This window comes from Roseateles terrae, assembly GCF_014192155.1.
GTDB classification, from domain to species: domain Bacteria; phylum Pseudomonadota; class Gammaproteobacteria; order Burkholderiales; family Burkholderiaceae_C; genus Roseateles; species Roseateles terrae.
Map to the genome: position 1 here is coordinate 357,332 of NZ_JACHXO010000003.1, position 16,272 is coordinate 373,603.

At 67.3% G+C, this 16,272-nt stretch carries 11 protein-coding genes; 9 read left to right on the forward strand and 2 right to left on the reverse strand.

What is annotated here, in order from left to right; genetic code table 11:
- The first annotated feature begins 86 nt into the window (after nt 1–86).
- Together FHS28_RS10835 and FHS28_RS10840 are read left to right on the forward strand one after the other, a co-directional pair.
- Nucleotides 87–2,690 carry a TonB-dependent receptor gene (locus FHS28_RS10835; protein ID WP_184294571.1) on the forward strand — a complete coding sequence of 868 codons (2,604 nt, stop codon included), beginning with the start codon at nt 87–89 and terminating at the stop codon, nt 2,688–2,690.
- A 17-nt stretch (nt 2,691–2,707) separates the two neighbouring features.
- The gene (locus tag FHS28_RS10840) at nt 2,708–4,387 is read left to right on the forward strand and encodes a phytase (RefSeq protein ID WP_088452775.1); all 1,680 of its coding nucleotides are present in this window, start codon (nt 2,708–2,710) and stop codon (nt 4,385–4,387) included.
- Nucleotides 4,388–4,473: 86 nt separating this feature from the next.
- On the opposite strand, the gene FHS28_RS10845 is transcribed toward FHS28_RS10840, so the two are convergent.
- Nucleotides 4,474–5,016 (reverse strand): diguanylate cyclase domain-containing protein, encoded by a 543-nt coding sequence (locus FHS28_RS10845; protein WP_088452773.1) that lies wholly within the window; start codon nt 5,014–5,016, stop codon nt 4,474–4,476.
- A 294-nt stretch (nt 5,017–5,310) separates the two neighbouring features.
- Here FHS28_RS10845 and FHS28_RS10850 point away from each other — a divergent pair, with 294 nt between their 5' ends.
- The 7 genes from FHS28_RS10850 (at nt 5,311) to FHS28_RS10880 (ending at nt 15,563) form a co-directional block, all read left to right on the forward strand.
- Entirely contained in the window at nt 5,311–5,865 is a 555-nt protein-coding gene (locus FHS28_RS10850) for an ECF-type sigma factor (protein ID WP_088452771.1), read from the forward strand.
- 114 nt (nt 5,866–5,979) lie between these two features.
- Nucleotides 5,980–8,664 carry a serine/threonine-protein kinase gene (locus FHS28_RS10855; RefSeq protein WP_088452769.1) on the forward strand — a complete coding sequence of 895 codons (2,685 nt, stop codon included), beginning with the start codon at nt 5,980–5,982 and terminating at the stop codon, nt 8,662–8,664.
- Between the two features lie 33 nt (nt 8,665–8,697).
- Complete coding sequence (locus tag FHS28_RS10860) at nt 8,698–9,105, forward strand: hypothetical protein (RefSeq protein WP_088452767.1); 408 nt, start codon at nt 8,698–8,700, stop codon at nt 9,103–9,105.
- A gap of 279 nt (nt 9,106–9,384) precedes the next feature.
- Entirely contained in the window at nt 9,385–11,610 is a 2,226-nt protein-coding gene (locus FHS28_RS10865; protein WP_221193888.1) for a peptidase domain-containing ABC transporter, read from the forward strand.
- A gap of 1 nt (nt 11,611) precedes the next feature.
- The gene (locus FHS28_RS10870) at nt 11,612–12,862 is read left to right on the forward strand and encodes an HlyD family secretion protein (RefSeq protein ID WP_088452763.1); all 1,251 of its coding nucleotides are present in this window, start codon (nt 11,612–11,614) and stop codon (nt 12,860–12,862) included.
- Between the two features lie 76 nt (nt 12,863–12,938).
- Entirely contained in the window at nt 12,939–13,454 is a 516-nt protein-coding gene (locus FHS28_RS10875) for a hypothetical protein (protein WP_088452760.1), read from the forward strand.
- Nucleotides 13,455–13,586: 132 nt separating this feature from the next.
- Entirely contained in the window at nt 13,587–15,563 is a 1,977-nt protein-coding gene (locus FHS28_RS10880) for an RDD family protein (RefSeq protein WP_088452758.1), read from the forward strand.
- 32 nt (nt 15,564–15,595) lie between these two features.
- On the opposite strand, the gene FHS28_RS10885 is transcribed toward FHS28_RS10880, so the two are convergent.
- Nucleotides 15,596–16,102, reverse strand: a complete 507-nt coding sequence (locus FHS28_RS10885; RefSeq protein ID WP_088452756.1) for a tellurite resistance TerB family protein — start codon at nt 16,100–16,102, stop codon at nt 15,596–15,598.
- Between the last annotated feature and the right edge of the window lie 170 nt (nt 16,103–16,272).

Below are 16,272 nucleotides of genomic sequence, written 5' to 3' on the forward strand. Positions count from 1 at the left end.
GGCATGGCGGGAAAGCCGCACTGTCATGCAAGCGCCACGCGGGGTTCTCACCATCCGCCCCCATTGCTGACTCCTGGACTGCCCTCATGCGCACCCCGCCCCGCCCCACCCTGCTGGCCCTGTGCCTCTCCAGCCTCTGGATCGCCCCGGTACTGGCCGGACAGGCTGCACCTGCACCTGCACCTGCTGCGAGCGCTTCGGCAGCGACAGGCGCCGCCGTCCCAGGTGCTGCAGCCAAAGATGCTGCGGCTGCAGGCACCGTTGCAGGCACCCCCACGCCGCAGAAGCTCGACACCGTCGTGACCACCGGCCAGGCCGCCGCCCTGCGCTCGGCCCTGGACAAGCAGACGGCCGCCACCGGCATCGTCAACGTGGTGCATGCCGACGGCATCGGCCAGTTGCCCGACAACAATGCCGCCGAGGCGCTGGCCCGACTGCCGGGCGTGTCGGTGGAACGGGACCAGGGGGAAGGTCGCTTCATCCGCGTGCGTGGCCTGGGGCCGGACTACAACACGGTCACCATCAACGGTGCCGTGGCACCGGCTTCGCAGTCCGACCGCCGCGCGCCCGGGCTGGACCTGATCCCGGCCGGCCTGATCCGCTCGCTGGAAGTGAACAAGACCCTGACGCCCGACCAGGACGCCAACTCCCTGGGCGGCACCGTCACCGTGCGCACCCTCAGCGCCTTCGACCAGCCGGGCCGCCTCTTCACCCTGGACGCCGGCCTGAATCACGATGCCAACGCGGGGCAGACCCGTCCGCGCGGCTCGGTCGCCTTTGCAGACCGCTTCGGCGGCGGCACGTTGGGCCTGGTGGTGGCGCTGTCCGCCGACCAGCGCCGATTCGCCAGCGACAACGTCGAGACCGGCGGTGACTGGAGCGACGGCCAGCTTGGCAGCTTCGAACTGCGCCGCTACGAGATCACCCGCGAGCGCCTGGGCGCTGCGCTGAACCTCGACTTCCGGCCCGATACCGGCCGCAGCTTCTACCTGCGCAGCTTCAGCAGCCGCTTCACCGACGAGGAGAACCGCCAGTCGATGAAGGTGGCTTTCGCCGCCCCCCTGGCGCCCGGTGCGCTCGGCAACGCCACCATCAGCCGCGGCGTGAAGCAGCGCCGGGAGATCAACAAGTCCTCCGCCGTGGTGCTGGGGACCGAGTGGACGCAGGGCGTGTGGAAGGCCTGGGCGGAAGTCGGCGCAGGCCGCGCCAGCGAGGACAAGCCGGACACGCTCAGCTCCTCCGCCTTCACTGCGGACGTCAAGGGCCTGGGCTACACCAGCACGGTGCGGCCGATGCCCACAGCGCTGGCCAGCCTGAATGACGCCGGGAACTTCAGCTTCAACAAGGCCAAGATGGAGCAAAGCCACGCCAGTGACCGCGTCCGTCATGCCAAGGTGGACCTGCAGCGTGAATTCGACGTGGCCGGCTGGGACCTGGACCTGAAAGCCGGTCTCAAGGCCACCCGGCGCGACAAGGACAACGAGCAGGAGGTCTTTGCGCCCACGGCCAAGCTGCTGAAGAAGGCGCCCTACAACCTGAGCTCGGCCCAGCTCAAGCTCGGCAACTTCCTCACCGGCGGCACGGTGGACTATCCATGGACCTCTTTCGGCCCCGCCATGGACCCCGGCACGCTGCGCAAGCTGTATGCGACGTCGCTGCCGGATTTCCGTGATGCGGTGGATTCGGAAGTGAACGACTACGCCATGCGGGAACGCACCGATGCGGGCTATCTGCAGGGCACGCTGGAACAGGGCGGCACGCAGTGGATCGCCGGGGTTCGTGGCGAGCGGGTCCGTTTCCAGGCGGACGGCATGTCCTCGGTGGATGACACCCTCAGCCCGACCACCCTCCGCAACAGCACCCATCGCTGGCTGCCGGCGCTGCTGCTGCGACAGCAACTGGCGGCCGAGACCACGCTGCGCGCCGCCATCACTCACACCCTGGTGCGGCCGTCGTTTGACCAGCTCAGCCCCGGACTGACGGTGGACGGCGATGAAGCCACGCTGGGCAATCCGCAGCTCAGGCCGCTGCGCTCGCGCAATCTGGACCTGGGCGTGGAGCGCCGGCTGGGACGTGACGGCGCGGTGTCCGCCTATGTGTTCCACAAGAAGATCCATGACTTCGCCTTCCAGACCGACATCGCGGGCACACCGGGCTGGGAAGGCTTCAGTCATGTGCAGACCTACGCCAATGGGGGCGCCGCCACGGTGCGCGGTCTGGAGCTGTCCTGGAGCCAGGCGCTGAGCACCCTGCCCGCGCCGTGGAACGGGCTGGTGCTGGGCGCCAACGGCAGCTTCGTCCGCTCGCGCGCCAGCATCGGCGCGTATGACGGCGGGGTGTATCAATCGCGCCGCATCTCGCTGCCCAGCCAGTCGGACCGCAGCATCAACCTGAGCCTGGGCTGGGAATCTGCGGCCTTTGCGGCGCGTCTGGCGTTGAATCACAAGTCCCCGTATCTGCTGGAAGTGGGCGATGTGCTCAATGCGGCGCAGGACCGGCGCGTGGACACGCAGAACCAGCTGGATGCATCGATGCGCATCCGTCTGCTCAAGGGCCTGGACCTCAACCTGGAAGCGCTCAATCTGAGCAACGAGCGCTATTACGTCTACCAAGGGGACAAGGCCCACAACGTGCAGTACGAGCGATACGGTCGGGCCTACAAGGTCAGCGTGAAGCTGGCGATGTTCTGAAGGAGCGGGCGTTGAAGATGATCACCGGAACCATGCACAGCCGCGCACACCGCGGCTGGATCGGCGCGGCGCTGCTGGCGGCGGCGCTGACGCCCTGGTCGGCCCAGGCGCAGGGCCACGGCCAGACCCAGACCCAGTCCCAGGCGCAGGCACAGACGCCAATGCAGACACCGAGCCTTGCGTTGGAACTGGCGAAGTCCGGCCTGCGCCTGCTCGACGGGCAAGGGCGTGTTCAGGCTGAACTGCCGATGCGCGCCAAGCGCTGGGACCACCGCCAGCTGCCTGACGGCCGCACCGTGGCGCTGGTGCAGGACGCCGACAGCGGCGTCCTGCGCCTGATCGAAGCGCGCCAGGGACATCTGGAGGAACGGCGCCGCTGGGACGGTCCTGCCTTCAATGTGGAGGCGCTCTGCCTCTACCTGCCGCCCGCGCAGCCGCTGCTGCAGGCCTTTGTGCTCGGGGATGACGGCATTGGGGAGCAGTGGCTGGTGGATGAGCGTTCACCCAGTGGCGCGGGGCACGCCCCGATGATGCGCCGGCTCTCCAGCGTCCCGGATGCCAGGGGCTGCGCCGTGGTGGACACCGAAAACCGGCTCTACGTGGCCGAAGCCGGCGTGGGTCTGTGGGCCCAGAGCGCGGATGCGGAGCGGCATGAGCGCCATCTGGTGGCCCCGGGGCTGGCGCCCGCCGACCTGCCGCTGTGGCTGGCCGCGCGGGGCTCGGGACGTGCAGACGCCCTCCCCGTCGTCCAGCCCAGCGGCCAGACCGTACCGGTGCGCGGCAGCGGCGATGCGGCGGACGATCCGGCCATCTGGGTCCATCCGCGCACCCCGACCGCCAGCCGGATCCTCGGCACCGACAAGAAGCTCGGGCTGGCGGTCTACGACCTGCAGGGTCGCGAGACCCAGTTCCTGCCGGTGGGTCGGGTGAACAACGTCGACCTGCGGCAGGGCCTGCGGTATGGCGGCGCCCGCTGGGATCTGGCGGTGGCCTCCCAGCGTGATCGCAAGACGGTGGTCGTCTTCCAGATCAGCGCCAACGGCCAGCTCACCACCGCCGCGGAGCTGCCGACCGGTCTGGACGACGTGTATGGGATCTGCAGCGGACGCAATCCGGCGGGCGGTCTCGACATCTTCGTCAACGACAAGGACGGCCGGGTGCAGCAGATCCGTCTGCAGCGCGACGGCAAGACCTGGACCGGCCAGCCAGTGGCGCAGTTCCGGCTGGACACCCAGCCTGAAGGCTGCGTGGTGGACGAGGTCGGCCAGCAGCTCTTTATCGGCGAGGAGAAACGAGGCCTGTGGCGCCTCGCGCTGGAGGCTGACGGCCGCATGGGCGCGGCGCAACTGGTGCTGCCAGTCGGTGACGTGCTGACGGCCGATGTGGAGGGCATGGCGGTGCACCGCAGTGCCAAGGGTGCGTGGCTGGTGGTGTCGGCGCAGGGCAGTGACAGCTTTGTGGTGCTGGCTGCGCAACCACCGTTCGCGGTGAAAGGCCGGTTCCGGGTGGGCCTCAATGCGGCGCTGGGGATTGATGCCGTCTCCGAGACCGACGGACTGGACGTGACCGCCGCAAATCTCGGCGGGGTCTACGGCGAAGGTCTGCTGGTGGTGCAGGATGGCCACAAGCGCTGGCCGCTGGGGCGTCAGAACTTCAAGCTGGTGCCGTGGGCCGAGGTGATGCGGGTGATGCCCTGACGGTCGGGGGGCGCCGTAGCGCCGTACCGACCGGTCGCCGGGTTAACGGGTCGCCGGGTCAACCGGTCAACGGGTCGGGGACGTGTTCACCCCCGCGCTCGCAGATCGTCCCGTGCCAACTGGGCGAGATCGGCCCCGCGCGAGCTGCCGTCCGGAAAGGACGAGGCGCCGATCCGCAGCCGGACATGCATCAGCTGCCCTTCCCCCACGCCATACGAGCCGCCGAGCGCATGGTGCAGCCGGTGGCGGACCAGGTCGGACTCCGGTGCCCCGGCGTCGATCAGCAGCACGGCGAAGCTGCTCTCGCCCACCTGCACCACCGCATCGGTGCCCCGCACACGGCTGCGCAGACGACGCCCCACGGCCGTCATCAGGCTGGCCCGCTGTTCCTGCGGCACCTCCTCCTGCGCGGCTTCCACCGACTCGGCTTCCAGCCACATCACGGACATCCGGGCCCCATAGCGGCGGCACTGGGTCAGCTGGCGGGTGATCATCAGGCCGAACTCGCCCAGCGATTCCACGCGCGGCACGCTCGGCGCGCCGCCGTGGCGCTGCGGCTTGGCGCGCTGGTCTTCCGCCGTGCCGTCCTCGCAGGGAATGGCCTTGGCGGCTGATTGGGACGAGTACATCTGATCGACTCCGGACCGGGACTTCCTGGCCCTTGCGCACCACTCCCCTCCACGCGGTGCACAAGGTGAGGGCACGACCCGCCTCAATAGCAGCCCGTGTCTCCGGCCTCCCTTGCCACCTCTCAAAGTCGTGCCCTCACTCTCTAAAACGCAGCGGCGGGCCCCAACCCGACATCGCGCGACACAATTCTTCTGAGGGGAAACCCTTGTTTCGGGATCCGTTCGTGCGCTTTGACATCGAACGGGACCGGTCACATGTAACAAAGTCATACAAGGCCGGTAGAGTGCGGGCCCATGACGGAGATCACCCAACTGCTGCAAGCGGCCAGCCAAGGCGACCGGGCGGCGGCCGACCGGGTCGTGTCGCAGCTGTACGGGGAACTGCAGCGGCTGGCACGGCAGCGGATGCGTTTGTCCGGCAGCGTGACCCTGCTGGACACCACCGCCCTCGTCCACGAAGCCTGGTTGCGGCTGGCGGGTGCGCAGGCGGCCGGCTTCCAGGACCGACGTCACTTCCTCGCCTATGCCTCGCGGGTGATGCGCAATGTGGTGATCGACGTGGTGCGGGCCCGGCGGGCGGAGCGGCGCGGCGGCGACCAGACGGCGCTGACGCTCAATACGGCCGTGATCGAGATGGGCCCGCAGTCGGACGACCGCATCCTGCGCATTCATGAGGCGCTGGATGAACTCGCAGACGTGGAACCCCGTCTGGCTCAGGTGGTGGAGATGCGGTACTTTGGCGGATTGCTGGAACAGGAAATCGCGGAAGCACTGGGCGTCACCGAGCGTACGGTGCAGCGGGACTGGCAGAAGGCACGGCTGTTTCTCTCCATCAGCCTGAAGGATTGATCAAGCACGCTGAGCGTGTTGGCTCCAACGACAAGAACAGAGCCCCGCGAGAGGCCACCTGCATGTGACGGCGCCTGAGGAGGCGCTTCCGACAAAAAAACAGAAGAGAAGCGAATGGACGCTCTGGACAAGGAACGTTGGCTGGCCTTGAGTCCGCTGCTGGACCAACTGCTGGACCGGGAGGAAGAAGATCGCCATCGGTGGCTGGCGCAACTGCGCGCGAACGATGCCGCAACGGCGGATGAGCTGGAAGCCCTGTTGGCGCAGCATCAGGCGCTGGATGCGCAGGGCTTCATGGACCGGCCGGCGGCGGAGCAGATCGGCGGCGTCCCGGCGCCGGTGGGTGAGTCACCGGCGAATGAGCCCGACCTGGCGGGTGAGTCCATCGGTCCCTATCAGCTGGAACGCGAAGTCGGCCAGGGCGGCATGGGTGCGGTCTGGCTGGCGCGACGGGCGGATGGCCGCTTTCAGGGCGAGGTGGCCATCAAGTTCCTGAAGGCCGGTCTGTTCGGCAAAGGCGACAACGGACGCTTTGCGCGCGAGGGACAGATCCTTGGCCGCCTGTCTCATCCGCACATTGCGCGACTGCTGGATGCAGGGGTGCACCAGGGGCGTCAGCCCTATCTCGTGCTGGAGTATGTGGATGGGTTGCCGATTGACCGGTACTGCCATGAACACGGACTGGACATCGAGTCCCGAATCCGACTGTTCCTGGATGTGCTGGCCGCGGTGGCACATGCGCATCAGCGGCTGATCCTGCACCGGGACCTCAAGCCCAGCAACATCCTGGTGACGTCGGACGGACAGGTGAAGCTGCTGGACTTCGGCATTGCCAAGCTGATGGACGACGCCACCCAGCCGGCGGCGGCCACCGAATTGACCCAGTTGGCCGGCAGCGCCTTCACGCCGCAGTACGCAGCGCCGGAGCAGATCCAGCAAGGCGATGTGACCACCGCGACCGATGTGTATGCACTGGGCGTGCTGCTCTATCAGTTGCTGGGCGGACGTCATCCCACGGCCGACGACACGCAGACGCATCTGGACCGGCTCAAGGCAGTGGTGGAGCTGGTGCCCAAGCGGCTGTCGGACGTGGCGGCGGGGCAACTGGACCCGGTGATTGCCCGGCAGGCCCGGCTGCTGAAGGGGGATCTGGATACGGTCGTGGCCAAGGCGCTGAAAAAGGCGCCGGCGGACCGGTATGCCAATGCGGAGCAGCTGTCCGCAGACTTGAATCACTGGCTGCTGCACGAGCCGATCACCGCACGGCCGGACACACGCTTTTATGTGCTGGGACGTTTCGTGCGGCGGCATCGGCTGGCCGTGGGCGCGAGCACGGCGGCGGTGCTGGCACTGGTGGGGCTGACGAGTTTCAGCGTGGTGCAGGCGCATCGCGCCGCGCAGGCGGAGCATCAGGCGCAACAGCGACGGCAACAGGCGGACGACCTGCTGAGCTTCATGCTCGGAGAGTTCGCAGACAAGCTTCGACCCATCGGGCGACTGGAATTGCTGGACAGTGTGGGGACGAAGGCGCTGTCGTATCTGGCGACGAGCGAGTCGCTGAGTCCCCAGGAGCGACTGCAGCGGGCGAAGGCGCTGACAGTGCTGGGTGAAGTCCGTGTGTCGAAGCGGGACATGGAGGGCGCACGGGAGCCGCTGATGGCGGCCCAGGCGCTGCTGGAGGGGCCACCGCCGAGCCGGGAACTCGCGGGAGCCTGGTACAAGGCGCAGGGCGCTGCGGCATTCTGGGAGGGCCACTCGTACTACACGAAACGGCAATTTGCGCAGGCGCTGGGGCCGCTGGAGCGGTACGCCCGATTCAGCCGGGCATGGCTGGATGCGGAGCCCGACAACGATGAGGCCCTGACGGAGCTGGCGTATGCGGAGAACAGCCTGGGCTCGCTCCAGCTGGAGAACACCGATTTCGAGGGGGCCGTTCGAAGCTTCCAGGCGTCGATCGAGATCAAGCAGAAAGTTCTGGCCAAAAGTCCGCCGGACAAGACGGCTGCCTTGAAGGCTGAGCTGGCGGACAGCATGAGCTGGCTGGGGACGACCTGGCTGAGAAAAGGCGAGGAACGCGAGGCGCTGCCCGCCTTTTTCAAGGCGATTCAGCTGCTTGAAGAAGTGCACAAGGAACAACCCAGGAACGGGTTCTGGACGTATCAGTTGGCGGCCATGCACCGGGCCACTGCCCAGACGGCGATGGTGCTGAATGACACCGGACTGGCCGTCCGGCATGTGGATGAAGCCGTCCGGATCATGGAGGCGCTTCACACCCAGGATCCGTCCAACATGAACTGGCGCATCAACCTGTTGATGGCGCGCTCCCTGCAGCTGGCCTACCGAACGGACGGCGTCGAGGTGGGGAAGCAACTGGACGCATGGGCCGCCATCGCCGCTGAATGGACGGAGATCGAAAAGAGCACCAAGGCCAAAGAGTCTCCCACCGTGCTCTCCGAGCGCTATCAATCCGATCTCAGCTATGCGAAGACGCTGGCGGCAGCAGGCCGACGCAACGAGTCCATGGAACTCTTCGACCGGGTCCTGGCGGGCGCCGACGCCGGGTTGAAAAGGCGCCCCGACTTCATGCTTCTGCTGATTTATGTGGATGCCTCCACGTCAGCACTGCAAGCCCTTCCAGACAGCGCGGAGTTTGCAATGAAGCGCCAGTCGCTTTGCAATGAACTGGCGGCAGAAATTCAGAAGATGCCGCAATTCATCGGCGTTCATCGAAAGATCACCCGCGCCTGGAATGCTGCCCAATCCTGCCTGGGGAGGGAGTCCTCGGCATTGAAGAACTGATCTTCCCACCACAACCACGAGAGAGAGAAAAACATGACTGCTGAATTCTTTGTGCGTGCCACTCCGAGTGACGACGGCAACTTCGCCGAGTGCAGCTACTACGCTGACAAGCAAGCCACCACGCCCATCCCGGGCTCGACCTTCAATGTCCGCAAGAACGCTGGCGAATGCATCTTCACCGAAGCGGACGGATCGTCGCTGACGCTCATCGGCGCGAGCTTCAGTACGCTGGGCGGAACGCCTGGCATGAACAGCAGCAACTTCTGCCCGGCCGACGCCGACCATTCGATTCGGGTCAACATGCCCACCACATTCATCTGCACCAAGGGCGTCGTCCTGCTGTTCTCGAGCCCCGATGTGGTGGACAACATCTACCCGAGCAGCGACCCGCAAATCATCAACGATGGTCCGCTGCCGCCGCCCCCCGCTGTGGCCGGTTGATGCTGCCACGGGCCGATCGGCCCGTTTTCATTGGGATGAGCGCCTGGCACGCCGTATTGGTAACAACCCCAATACGGGGATTGCCCAGATGCGTTGACGTGTCGATGCCGATGTCTCCATACTCATGAGCCATTGACACCCCAGCCCCGAGGGTCGCGATCTCGCGACCCTTTTCGTTTCCGGAAGCGCCCCCGGTTCTGTCGCCCCGTCCATTCCGCACAACCCAAGAGACCGCTGTTGAATCCCTTTGATTGGATGCGTGGCAGGCGAGCACTGCCGATGTTTCACCAGTCCGAAGTCGTGGAATGCGGCCTGGCCTGTGTGGCCATGATCGCCGCCTACCATGGGCATTCGGTCAACCTCAATGGGCTGCGGCAGCGCTACGCCCTGTCCCTCAAGGGCAGCACCATGCTGGACATCGTCAAGATGGCCGACAGCCTGGACTTCTCCTGCCGCTCCTTCCGCCTGGAGCCGGCGGACCTTCACCGGGTGCAGACGCCCTGCATCCTGCACTGGGACCTGAATCACTTTGTCGTGCTGCGCGAAATGCGGGGCGACGTCGCCATCATTCACGATCCGGGCGTCGGCATCCGCCACGTTCATCCGCGTGAGATGTCCCAGAGCTTCACCGGCATTGCGCTGGAGCTGCATCCGACCAGCCATTTCAAGCCGGTGGAGGTTCGCGTCAGCGCCCGCATGCGGGACCTGTGGACCCGTGTGCGCGGCTGGCGGGGGCCCCTGCTGCAGACGCTGGTGCTCTCCCTGCTGTTGCAGCTGTTCGCGATGGCCGCGCCGGCTTTCCTGCAGCTGGCCATGGATGACGCCGTCTCCCGCATGGACCAGCATTTCCTGCTGATCCTGGCCATCGGCTTCGGTGTCATGTACGGGCTGCAGGCCCTGACCGAAGCGCTGCGCAGCTTCACCGTGCTGCAGCTGGGCCAGGCGATGAGCTTTCAACTCACCGGCAATGTGCTGCGCCATCTGCTGCGCCTGCCTGCGGAGTTCTTTGAAAAGCGCATCGTCGGCGACATCCTCTCCCGCGTGGGGGCCGTCCGGCCGATCCAGGAGGCGCTCACCCAGTCGGTCGTGACCGCTTCGATTGACGGCGTGATGACCCTCGCCACCGCCGCGCTGCTGTTGATCTACAGCCCCGCCCTGGGCGGTGTGGTGCTCGGCTCGATGCTGCTTTATGCAGCGGTGGTGATGGGCCTGTACCCCTTGCGCCGTCAGCGGGAAGAAGAGCTGCTCATGGCCCAGGCCGAGGCGCAGACCTATCTGATTGAATCGATCCGCGCTTCCAAGACCGTCAAGCTGTATGGCCGCGAGGCCCAGCGCGAAATGGTGTGGCGCAATCACTTTGCGGATGTGGTGAATGCCACCCTGGGCAGTGGCAAGGTCGAGGTGGGCACGACCTTCGCCCGCAGCCTGTTGTTCAATCTTCAGCTGGTGGTCATTGTCTACCTCGGCGCCCAGCGGGTGATGGTCAATGAACTCAGCGCCGGCATGCTGTTCGCCATCCTGCTGTACCGGAATCAGTTTGGTGAGCGTGCCGAAGCGCTGATCCGGCAGGTCATCCAGTTCCGCCTGCTGCGCCTGCACCTGGAGCGACTGGCCGACATCGTCACCACGCCGCGCGAGGCGGGCCTGGAGGCTGCCGCGTCACTGCCCGACCGCGAACTGCGTGGCGCCATCAGCCTGCGCAATGTCTCCTTCCGATACGCCCAGAATGAGCCCATGCTGCTGCAGGACGTGTCGCTGGACATCGAACCCGGCGAGTACGTCGCCATCATCGGCAGCTCCGGGGGTGGCAAAACGACGCTGCTCAAGCTGATGCTGAGCCTGTTGCCGCCCACCCAGGGCGAGATCCTGGTGGACGGCATGCCCTTGCAGTCCTTCGGCATTCAGGCCTGGCGCCGCGCCATTGGCGTCGTGCAGCAGGACGACGGCCTGCTGATGGGCACCATCGCCGACAACATCGCTTTCTTCGACCCCCAGCTGGACATGGCCCGCGTGGTGGAAAGCGCCCAGGCCGCTGCGGTGCACGACGAAATCCAGGCCATGCCGATGGGCTACCTCAGCATGGTGGGCGACATGGGCAGCACCCTTTCCGGCGGTCAGCGCCAGCGGGTGTTGCTGGCGCGTGCGCTGTACCGCCGGCCGTCGGTGCTGTTCCTGGACGAGGGCACGGCCAACCTGGACCCGCAGTCGGAACGTCGCATCGCCGACCTGGTGCAGGACATGCCCATCACCCGCATCGTCGTGGCGCACCGGCCCGAGCTGGTGGACCGCGCCACCCGGGTGTTTGAACTCAGCCGGGGCCGGCTGATCGAGCGCAAGGGCCCTGGCGTCGCGGTGGCGGCGCCACCAGCCACTGCGGCGGCGACCGTCACCGCGGCAACGGTCACGGCCTCAGCCTCACAGGCCTCCCCGGGATCCCCGGAGCCTCAGGCTCCCAAGGACGAGCCGGGCGCCAGCGCGCCTCATCCCTCCAGCGAGCCCGCGTGACATGAATCCCAAAACCCTCTTCCGCAAGGAAGCGATCGAGCATCAGGGGCAGCGCCTGCTGGGCGAGGTGCTGCTGCAGGTCCCGGCCGGCGCCCGCTGGGTGACCGCCACGGTGGTGCTGGTGTTCGTATTGGTCGTGGTCTTCCTGTTCTTCGGCACCTACGCCCGCCGTGAGACCGTCACCGGCTGGTTGCGCCCCGAAGGCGGCGTGATCCGCGTCGAAGCGCAGGGCGACGGCGTGGTCGAGCAATTGCAGGCGGTGGAAGGCGACCGGGTGAGCCGGGGCGCGCCCATCGCCACCTTGCGGCTGGACGGTGAGCTGGAGCAGGGTCAGAGCCTGTCGAGCCGACTGGTCGCTGGCCTGGCGCGGGAGCGGCAGCAGCTGGAGCAGCAGCGGGACGCCATCCGCGCCCGTTACCAGCAGCGGGAGGCGCGGCTGCAGGAGGAGATCCGCAGTCTGGAGGCCGAGCTGACCCAGTACCGCCGCCAGATCGAGAACCTGGACCGACGCGCCGCGCTGGCGCAGCGACAGGTGCAGGATCAGGCCGACCTGGCCCGCCAGGGCTATCTCTCCCGTCGCGATGCCGACAAACTCGAAGACGCCGTGCTCTCCATCACCGAGAGCCTTGAATCGGTGCGGCAGGACATGCTGGCCCGCGACACCACCCTGCGCAACACCCGCCATGAGTTGAGCGGCGTGGGCTCCGAGCGGGACGCGGCGCTGGCCGAAGTCGGCGAAAAGCTGGCTGCCCTGACCCAGCGCAATGCCGAGGCCGAGCGGCGCGGTCGCGTGCAGCTGGTGGCGCCGATCGATGCGCGCGTCGGTAACGTGCGGGTGGAGCCGGGCGCGTCGGTCCGCGCCGGCACCCTGGTGGCGGATCTGCTGCCGGTGCAGGGGCCGCTGCGGGTGGAGCTGTTCGCGCCCAGCCGCGCCGTCGGCTTCGTCAAGGCCGGGGACGAGGTGCGCCTGCGCTTTGACGCCTTCCCCTATCAGAAGTTCGGCATCGGTCGGGGCCGGGTGATCAGCATCTCCCGCTCCGCCGTGGACCCGCGCGAGCTGCCGATGGGCCAGCAGGCGGCCGGTCCGGTGTACCGGGTGCTGGTCAGCCTGGACGATGGCGTGCCGGGCCTCGAAGGCCGGGCGGATGCGCTGCGTGCGGGTATGACGCTGCAGGCGGACCTGGTGCTGGAGGAGCGGCGGATCGTCGAATACCTGTTCGCCCCGGTGCTCGGCCTGGCCAAAAACGGCTGACCCGCACCTGCGGCCGGGTCTTGCCTGCCGGCGCACAATCAGCATCCACTCGAACAGCCTGAAGTACGGAGCCCTTATGAAACAGATCGGAGCCGTCCTCGGCAGCGCCCTGCTGGCGGCGGTGCTGACCGCCGGCCTGAGCGGCTGCGCCACCCCGATCAAGGACGAACGTCTGCGGCCGGGCGTGAGTACCGGCGTGGAGCTGATGCAGTACTACGGCTCACCCAGCCGGGTGTGGCCGGAAGCGGACGGTGGCCGCACGCTGGAATACGCCACCCAGCCGTTCGGTCAGACCTGTTACATGGTCCGGCTGGATGCCCAGGACCGCTTCGTCAGCGCGGTGGATGCGCTGGCCCCCTCCCAGCGGGAGCGGGTGCAGCCGGGCATGACACCGGAGGAGGTCACCCGGTTGCTCGGCCGGGAGCGCTCCCGCGTGTTTTTCCGCAACAGCGGTGAAGACGTCTGGGACTGGAATGTGCCGCCGGACATGAACGGCTACCTGCTGCGTTTCAACGTCCACTTCAAGGACGGCGTGGTGCTGCGCACCAGCTACAGCGTCGTCTATCCGGACCGGCGCTTCCTCTGGGACTGATGCCCGGGGTGCGGGCCCCGCCCCGGTGTGTGACGAAATGGTCGTCCGCGTGTCGTCCATCCCCCTCAGGCAGGAACGAATTGGCGGTTCGGTTCACTACACTTCCCCCTGAATCGAGGGGGAAGAGAGAACATGAGGAATCATTCGGCGGCACCGTCCACCCGGGCGATGGCCATGGCCATCGACGGCGTGCTGTGGGCCCTGGCCAGCGCCTTGCTGATGTGGATCGTTTACGGGAGCCCGGTCAGCCGCTGGGATGACCTGCGGCCGGGCACGCTGGCCATCAACTGGCTGTTGCCGCTGTGCATCTGCGTGCTGTTCTGGGCCTGGCAGGGCGCCACGCCCGGCAAGCTGATCGCCGGGGTGAAGGTGGTGGACGCCCAGAGCGGCCGCCGCCCCAGTCCCGCCCAGGCGGTGCTGCGCTGGTTTGGCTACCTGATCTCCGCCGCGCCGCTGTTCGCCGGTTTCTGGTGGGCCAAGCTGGATGCGGAGGGCCGCACCTGGCACGACCGCCTCTCGCGCACGGCGGTGGAACGGAGCCGCCCGCTCCCGCCCAGCGGCCGGGGCCTGCTGTGGGACTACATCGTCTCCCACTGGCGGGGTGAACACAGTCTGGCGCAGAGCTTCTGGATCAACAACGTCCTGTTGAGCTTCCCGCTGACGGCGGCACTGACCGGCGTGATGAGCTGGCTGGCGATGAAGGGCGATGCCCTGCAGGCGGGCAGCATCGCGATGCTGATCGGCTGGCCGGTGATGCTGCTGGTGGATGTCTGGTGCGTGGTGGGCTGCTGGCGCTCGGTGCGGGGATATGTGGAGTCCGGCGGCTCGCTGATGCTGGCCTTCCTGGCGCGGCTGATCATGTTCCTGGGTGCGCTGCAGATCCTGGCGTCGCTGATCATCGGCTTCGTGCCGCAGGTGCCGGAGTTCTGGAAGATGGCCCGCGGCATCGACCCGATCGGTCAGGCCGAGATGAAGATCTCCGCAGACGGCCACACGCTGCAGTTCCAGGGCCCCATCGGCATGGGTGACGCCCGCCGCATGGGCAAGCTGCTGGACACGGCGCCGGATGTGAAGTCCTTCGAGCTGGCCTCGCCGGGCGGCCGCCTGGCCGAGGCGGAAGACATGGTGGTGCTGATGCGCAAGCGTCACGCCACGACCCGTGCCGTCGGCGACTGCCAGAGCGCCTGCACGCTGCTGTTCCTGGCGGGCAGCCAGCGGCACCTGATGCCGGGCGCGCAGCTGGGCTTCCACCGCGCGTCCTCGGGCACCTACAACCCGGCCTTCGACGAGATTGCCAACCAGCATCTGGCGGAGACCTATCGCAAGATGGAGCTGCCGGAGGACTTCATTCAGCGCACGCTGAAGACGCCGTCACGCAGCATGTGGTACCCGACGCCGGACGATCTGGTGCGCCATCAGCTGATCCAGGAGCCGCCCAAGACGCTGGACGTCGCCCTGCCGGACGGCCCGCGCCCCGGGGAACCGGCGCCGCTGTCGGAGTATGTGGCGGCCTTCAAGTCCAATCCGGTCTGGTATCACCTGAATGAACGCTTCCCGGGCGCCTTGAACCGGGCAGCGACGCAGATGCGCACGGCGCGGCTGACGCTGGCCGGGACGGATCAGGAATCGGACGGTGCCCAGATGGCCGCCCAGATGGCGATCACCTCGGAGGTGCGGCAACTGGTGCTGTCGGGTTCGGCGGAGTCACGGCGTCGGTATCTGCAGGTGGTGCGCGGCCAGATGCAGGCCATGCAGGCGCTGGGCGCCGACACCTGCCAGGCCTGGCTGGCGGGCTCGCCGGCGACGCGGCGGCTGATGCCACCTGAAGTGATGGCCTGGGAGACCAACTGGCTGACCAATGCCGCCCAGGAGACTCCGCCGTCCCGCACGCGTGCGGGCGAAGCGTCACGTCTGGAGCTGGAGGTGGTGAACCGCACCCTGGGTCCGCAGGCGGCGGGGCTGCTGTCCCGGCTGTGGTCGGACGATGCCAGCGGCGACACGGCCGGGGTGGTGAGCTGCGAACGTGCGTCGCAGCTGCTGGATCAGATCCAGCGCCTGAAGGTCGCGCCGCGGGAGCTGGCCGAACGGGTGGTGTTCCAGACGCGTTGAGGGCGCGGGAGGCCAGTACCGCCGGTACTGGCTCAATGTGCTTCGTCTGCACCCGGCGCAGCATGATCGGGCGCCAGCCCGGCGGCTTCCCGGGCGCGCATGCGGGCATGCACATAGGCGCCCTGCGGGATGTGCAGCAGGTCGGCGATGCGCCACATCACGTGGCGCTCATGGTCGGACAGCCGGCCATCCGCATAGGCCACGCCCCACATCAGCTCGATCATGCGCAGCTTGCGGGGCATATCCCACGCGTCGATGCGGGAGGTGAACGCAAACAGGTCGGTGGCCTGGCGCGCCGTGCCTTCTGCGAGGTCTGCCAAGCGGTCCGCTTCGTCCGGCGTCAGCACGAATTTCTCGACCAGCGCGCGCCGCACGGCGGTGCGTTCCGCCACGGCGAGCCCTTCGTCCGCGCGCATCACCTCGACCAGAAGCACCGCGGCCGCCAGTTGGACGGCATGATCCTCACCGCAGCCCTGCGCACCGGCCATGGACTCGGGTGACATCAGGCTGTCGAAAAGGTCTTTCAGGGTTTTGAGCATGGGGGCGATGGTGGCACAAGCGGGGGTTGGGTTCCGTGCGCGGGGCATTTTTTGCGCCGGGGTGAGTCGGTCGGAGCGCCGTGTCTCTTCTCCTTCAGCGTCATAGGCGCCCCAGCGAAGCGTTTTCGAACTTGCTGAATTTGTCGTTTTTGTCGATTTATCCTAGACTG

What these genes read in the sequence shown, in the direction of transcription:
- FHS28_RS10835 (WP_184294571.1), top strand. Translation starts at nt 87, where the DNA reads ATGCGCACCCCGCCCCGCCCCACCCTGCTGGCCCTGTGCCTCTCCAGC.
- FHS28_RS10840 (WP_088452775.1), top strand. Translation starts at nt 2,708, where the DNA reads ATGATCACCGGAACCATGCACAGCCGCGCACACCGCGGCTGGATCGGC.
- FHS28_RS10845 (WP_088452773.1), bottom strand. Translation starts at nt 5,016, where the DNA reads ATGTACTCGTCCCAATCAGCCGCCAAGGCCATTCCCTGCGAGGACGGC.
- FHS28_RS10850 (WP_088452771.1), top strand. Translation starts at nt 5,311, where the DNA reads ATGACGGAGATCACCCAACTGCTGCAAGCGGCCAGCCAAGGCGACCGG.
- FHS28_RS10855 (WP_088452769.1), top strand. Translation starts at nt 5,980, where the DNA reads ATGGACGCTCTGGACAAGGAACGTTGGCTGGCCTTGAGTCCGCTGCTG.
- FHS28_RS10860 (WP_088452767.1), top strand. Translation starts at nt 8,698, where the DNA reads ATGACTGCTGAATTCTTTGTGCGTGCCACTCCGAGTGACGACGGCAAC.
- FHS28_RS10865 (WP_221193888.1), top strand. Translation starts at nt 9,385, where the DNA reads ATGTTTCACCAGTCCGAAGTCGTGGAATGCGGCCTGGCCTGTGTGGCC.
- FHS28_RS10870 (WP_088452763.1), top strand. Translation starts at nt 11,612, where the DNA reads ATGAATCCCAAAACCCTCTTCCGCAAGGAAGCGATCGAGCATCAGGGG.
- FHS28_RS10875 (WP_088452760.1), top strand. Translation starts at nt 12,939, where the DNA reads ATGAAACAGATCGGAGCCGTCCTCGGCAGCGCCCTGCTGGCGGCGGTG.
- FHS28_RS10880 (WP_088452758.1), top strand. Translation starts at nt 13,587, where the DNA reads ATGAGGAATCATTCGGCGGCACCGTCCACCCGGGCGATGGCCATGGCC.
- FHS28_RS10885 (WP_088452756.1), bottom strand. Translation starts at nt 16,102, where the DNA reads ATGCTCAAAACCCTGAAAGACCTTTTCGACAGCCTGATGTCACCCGAG.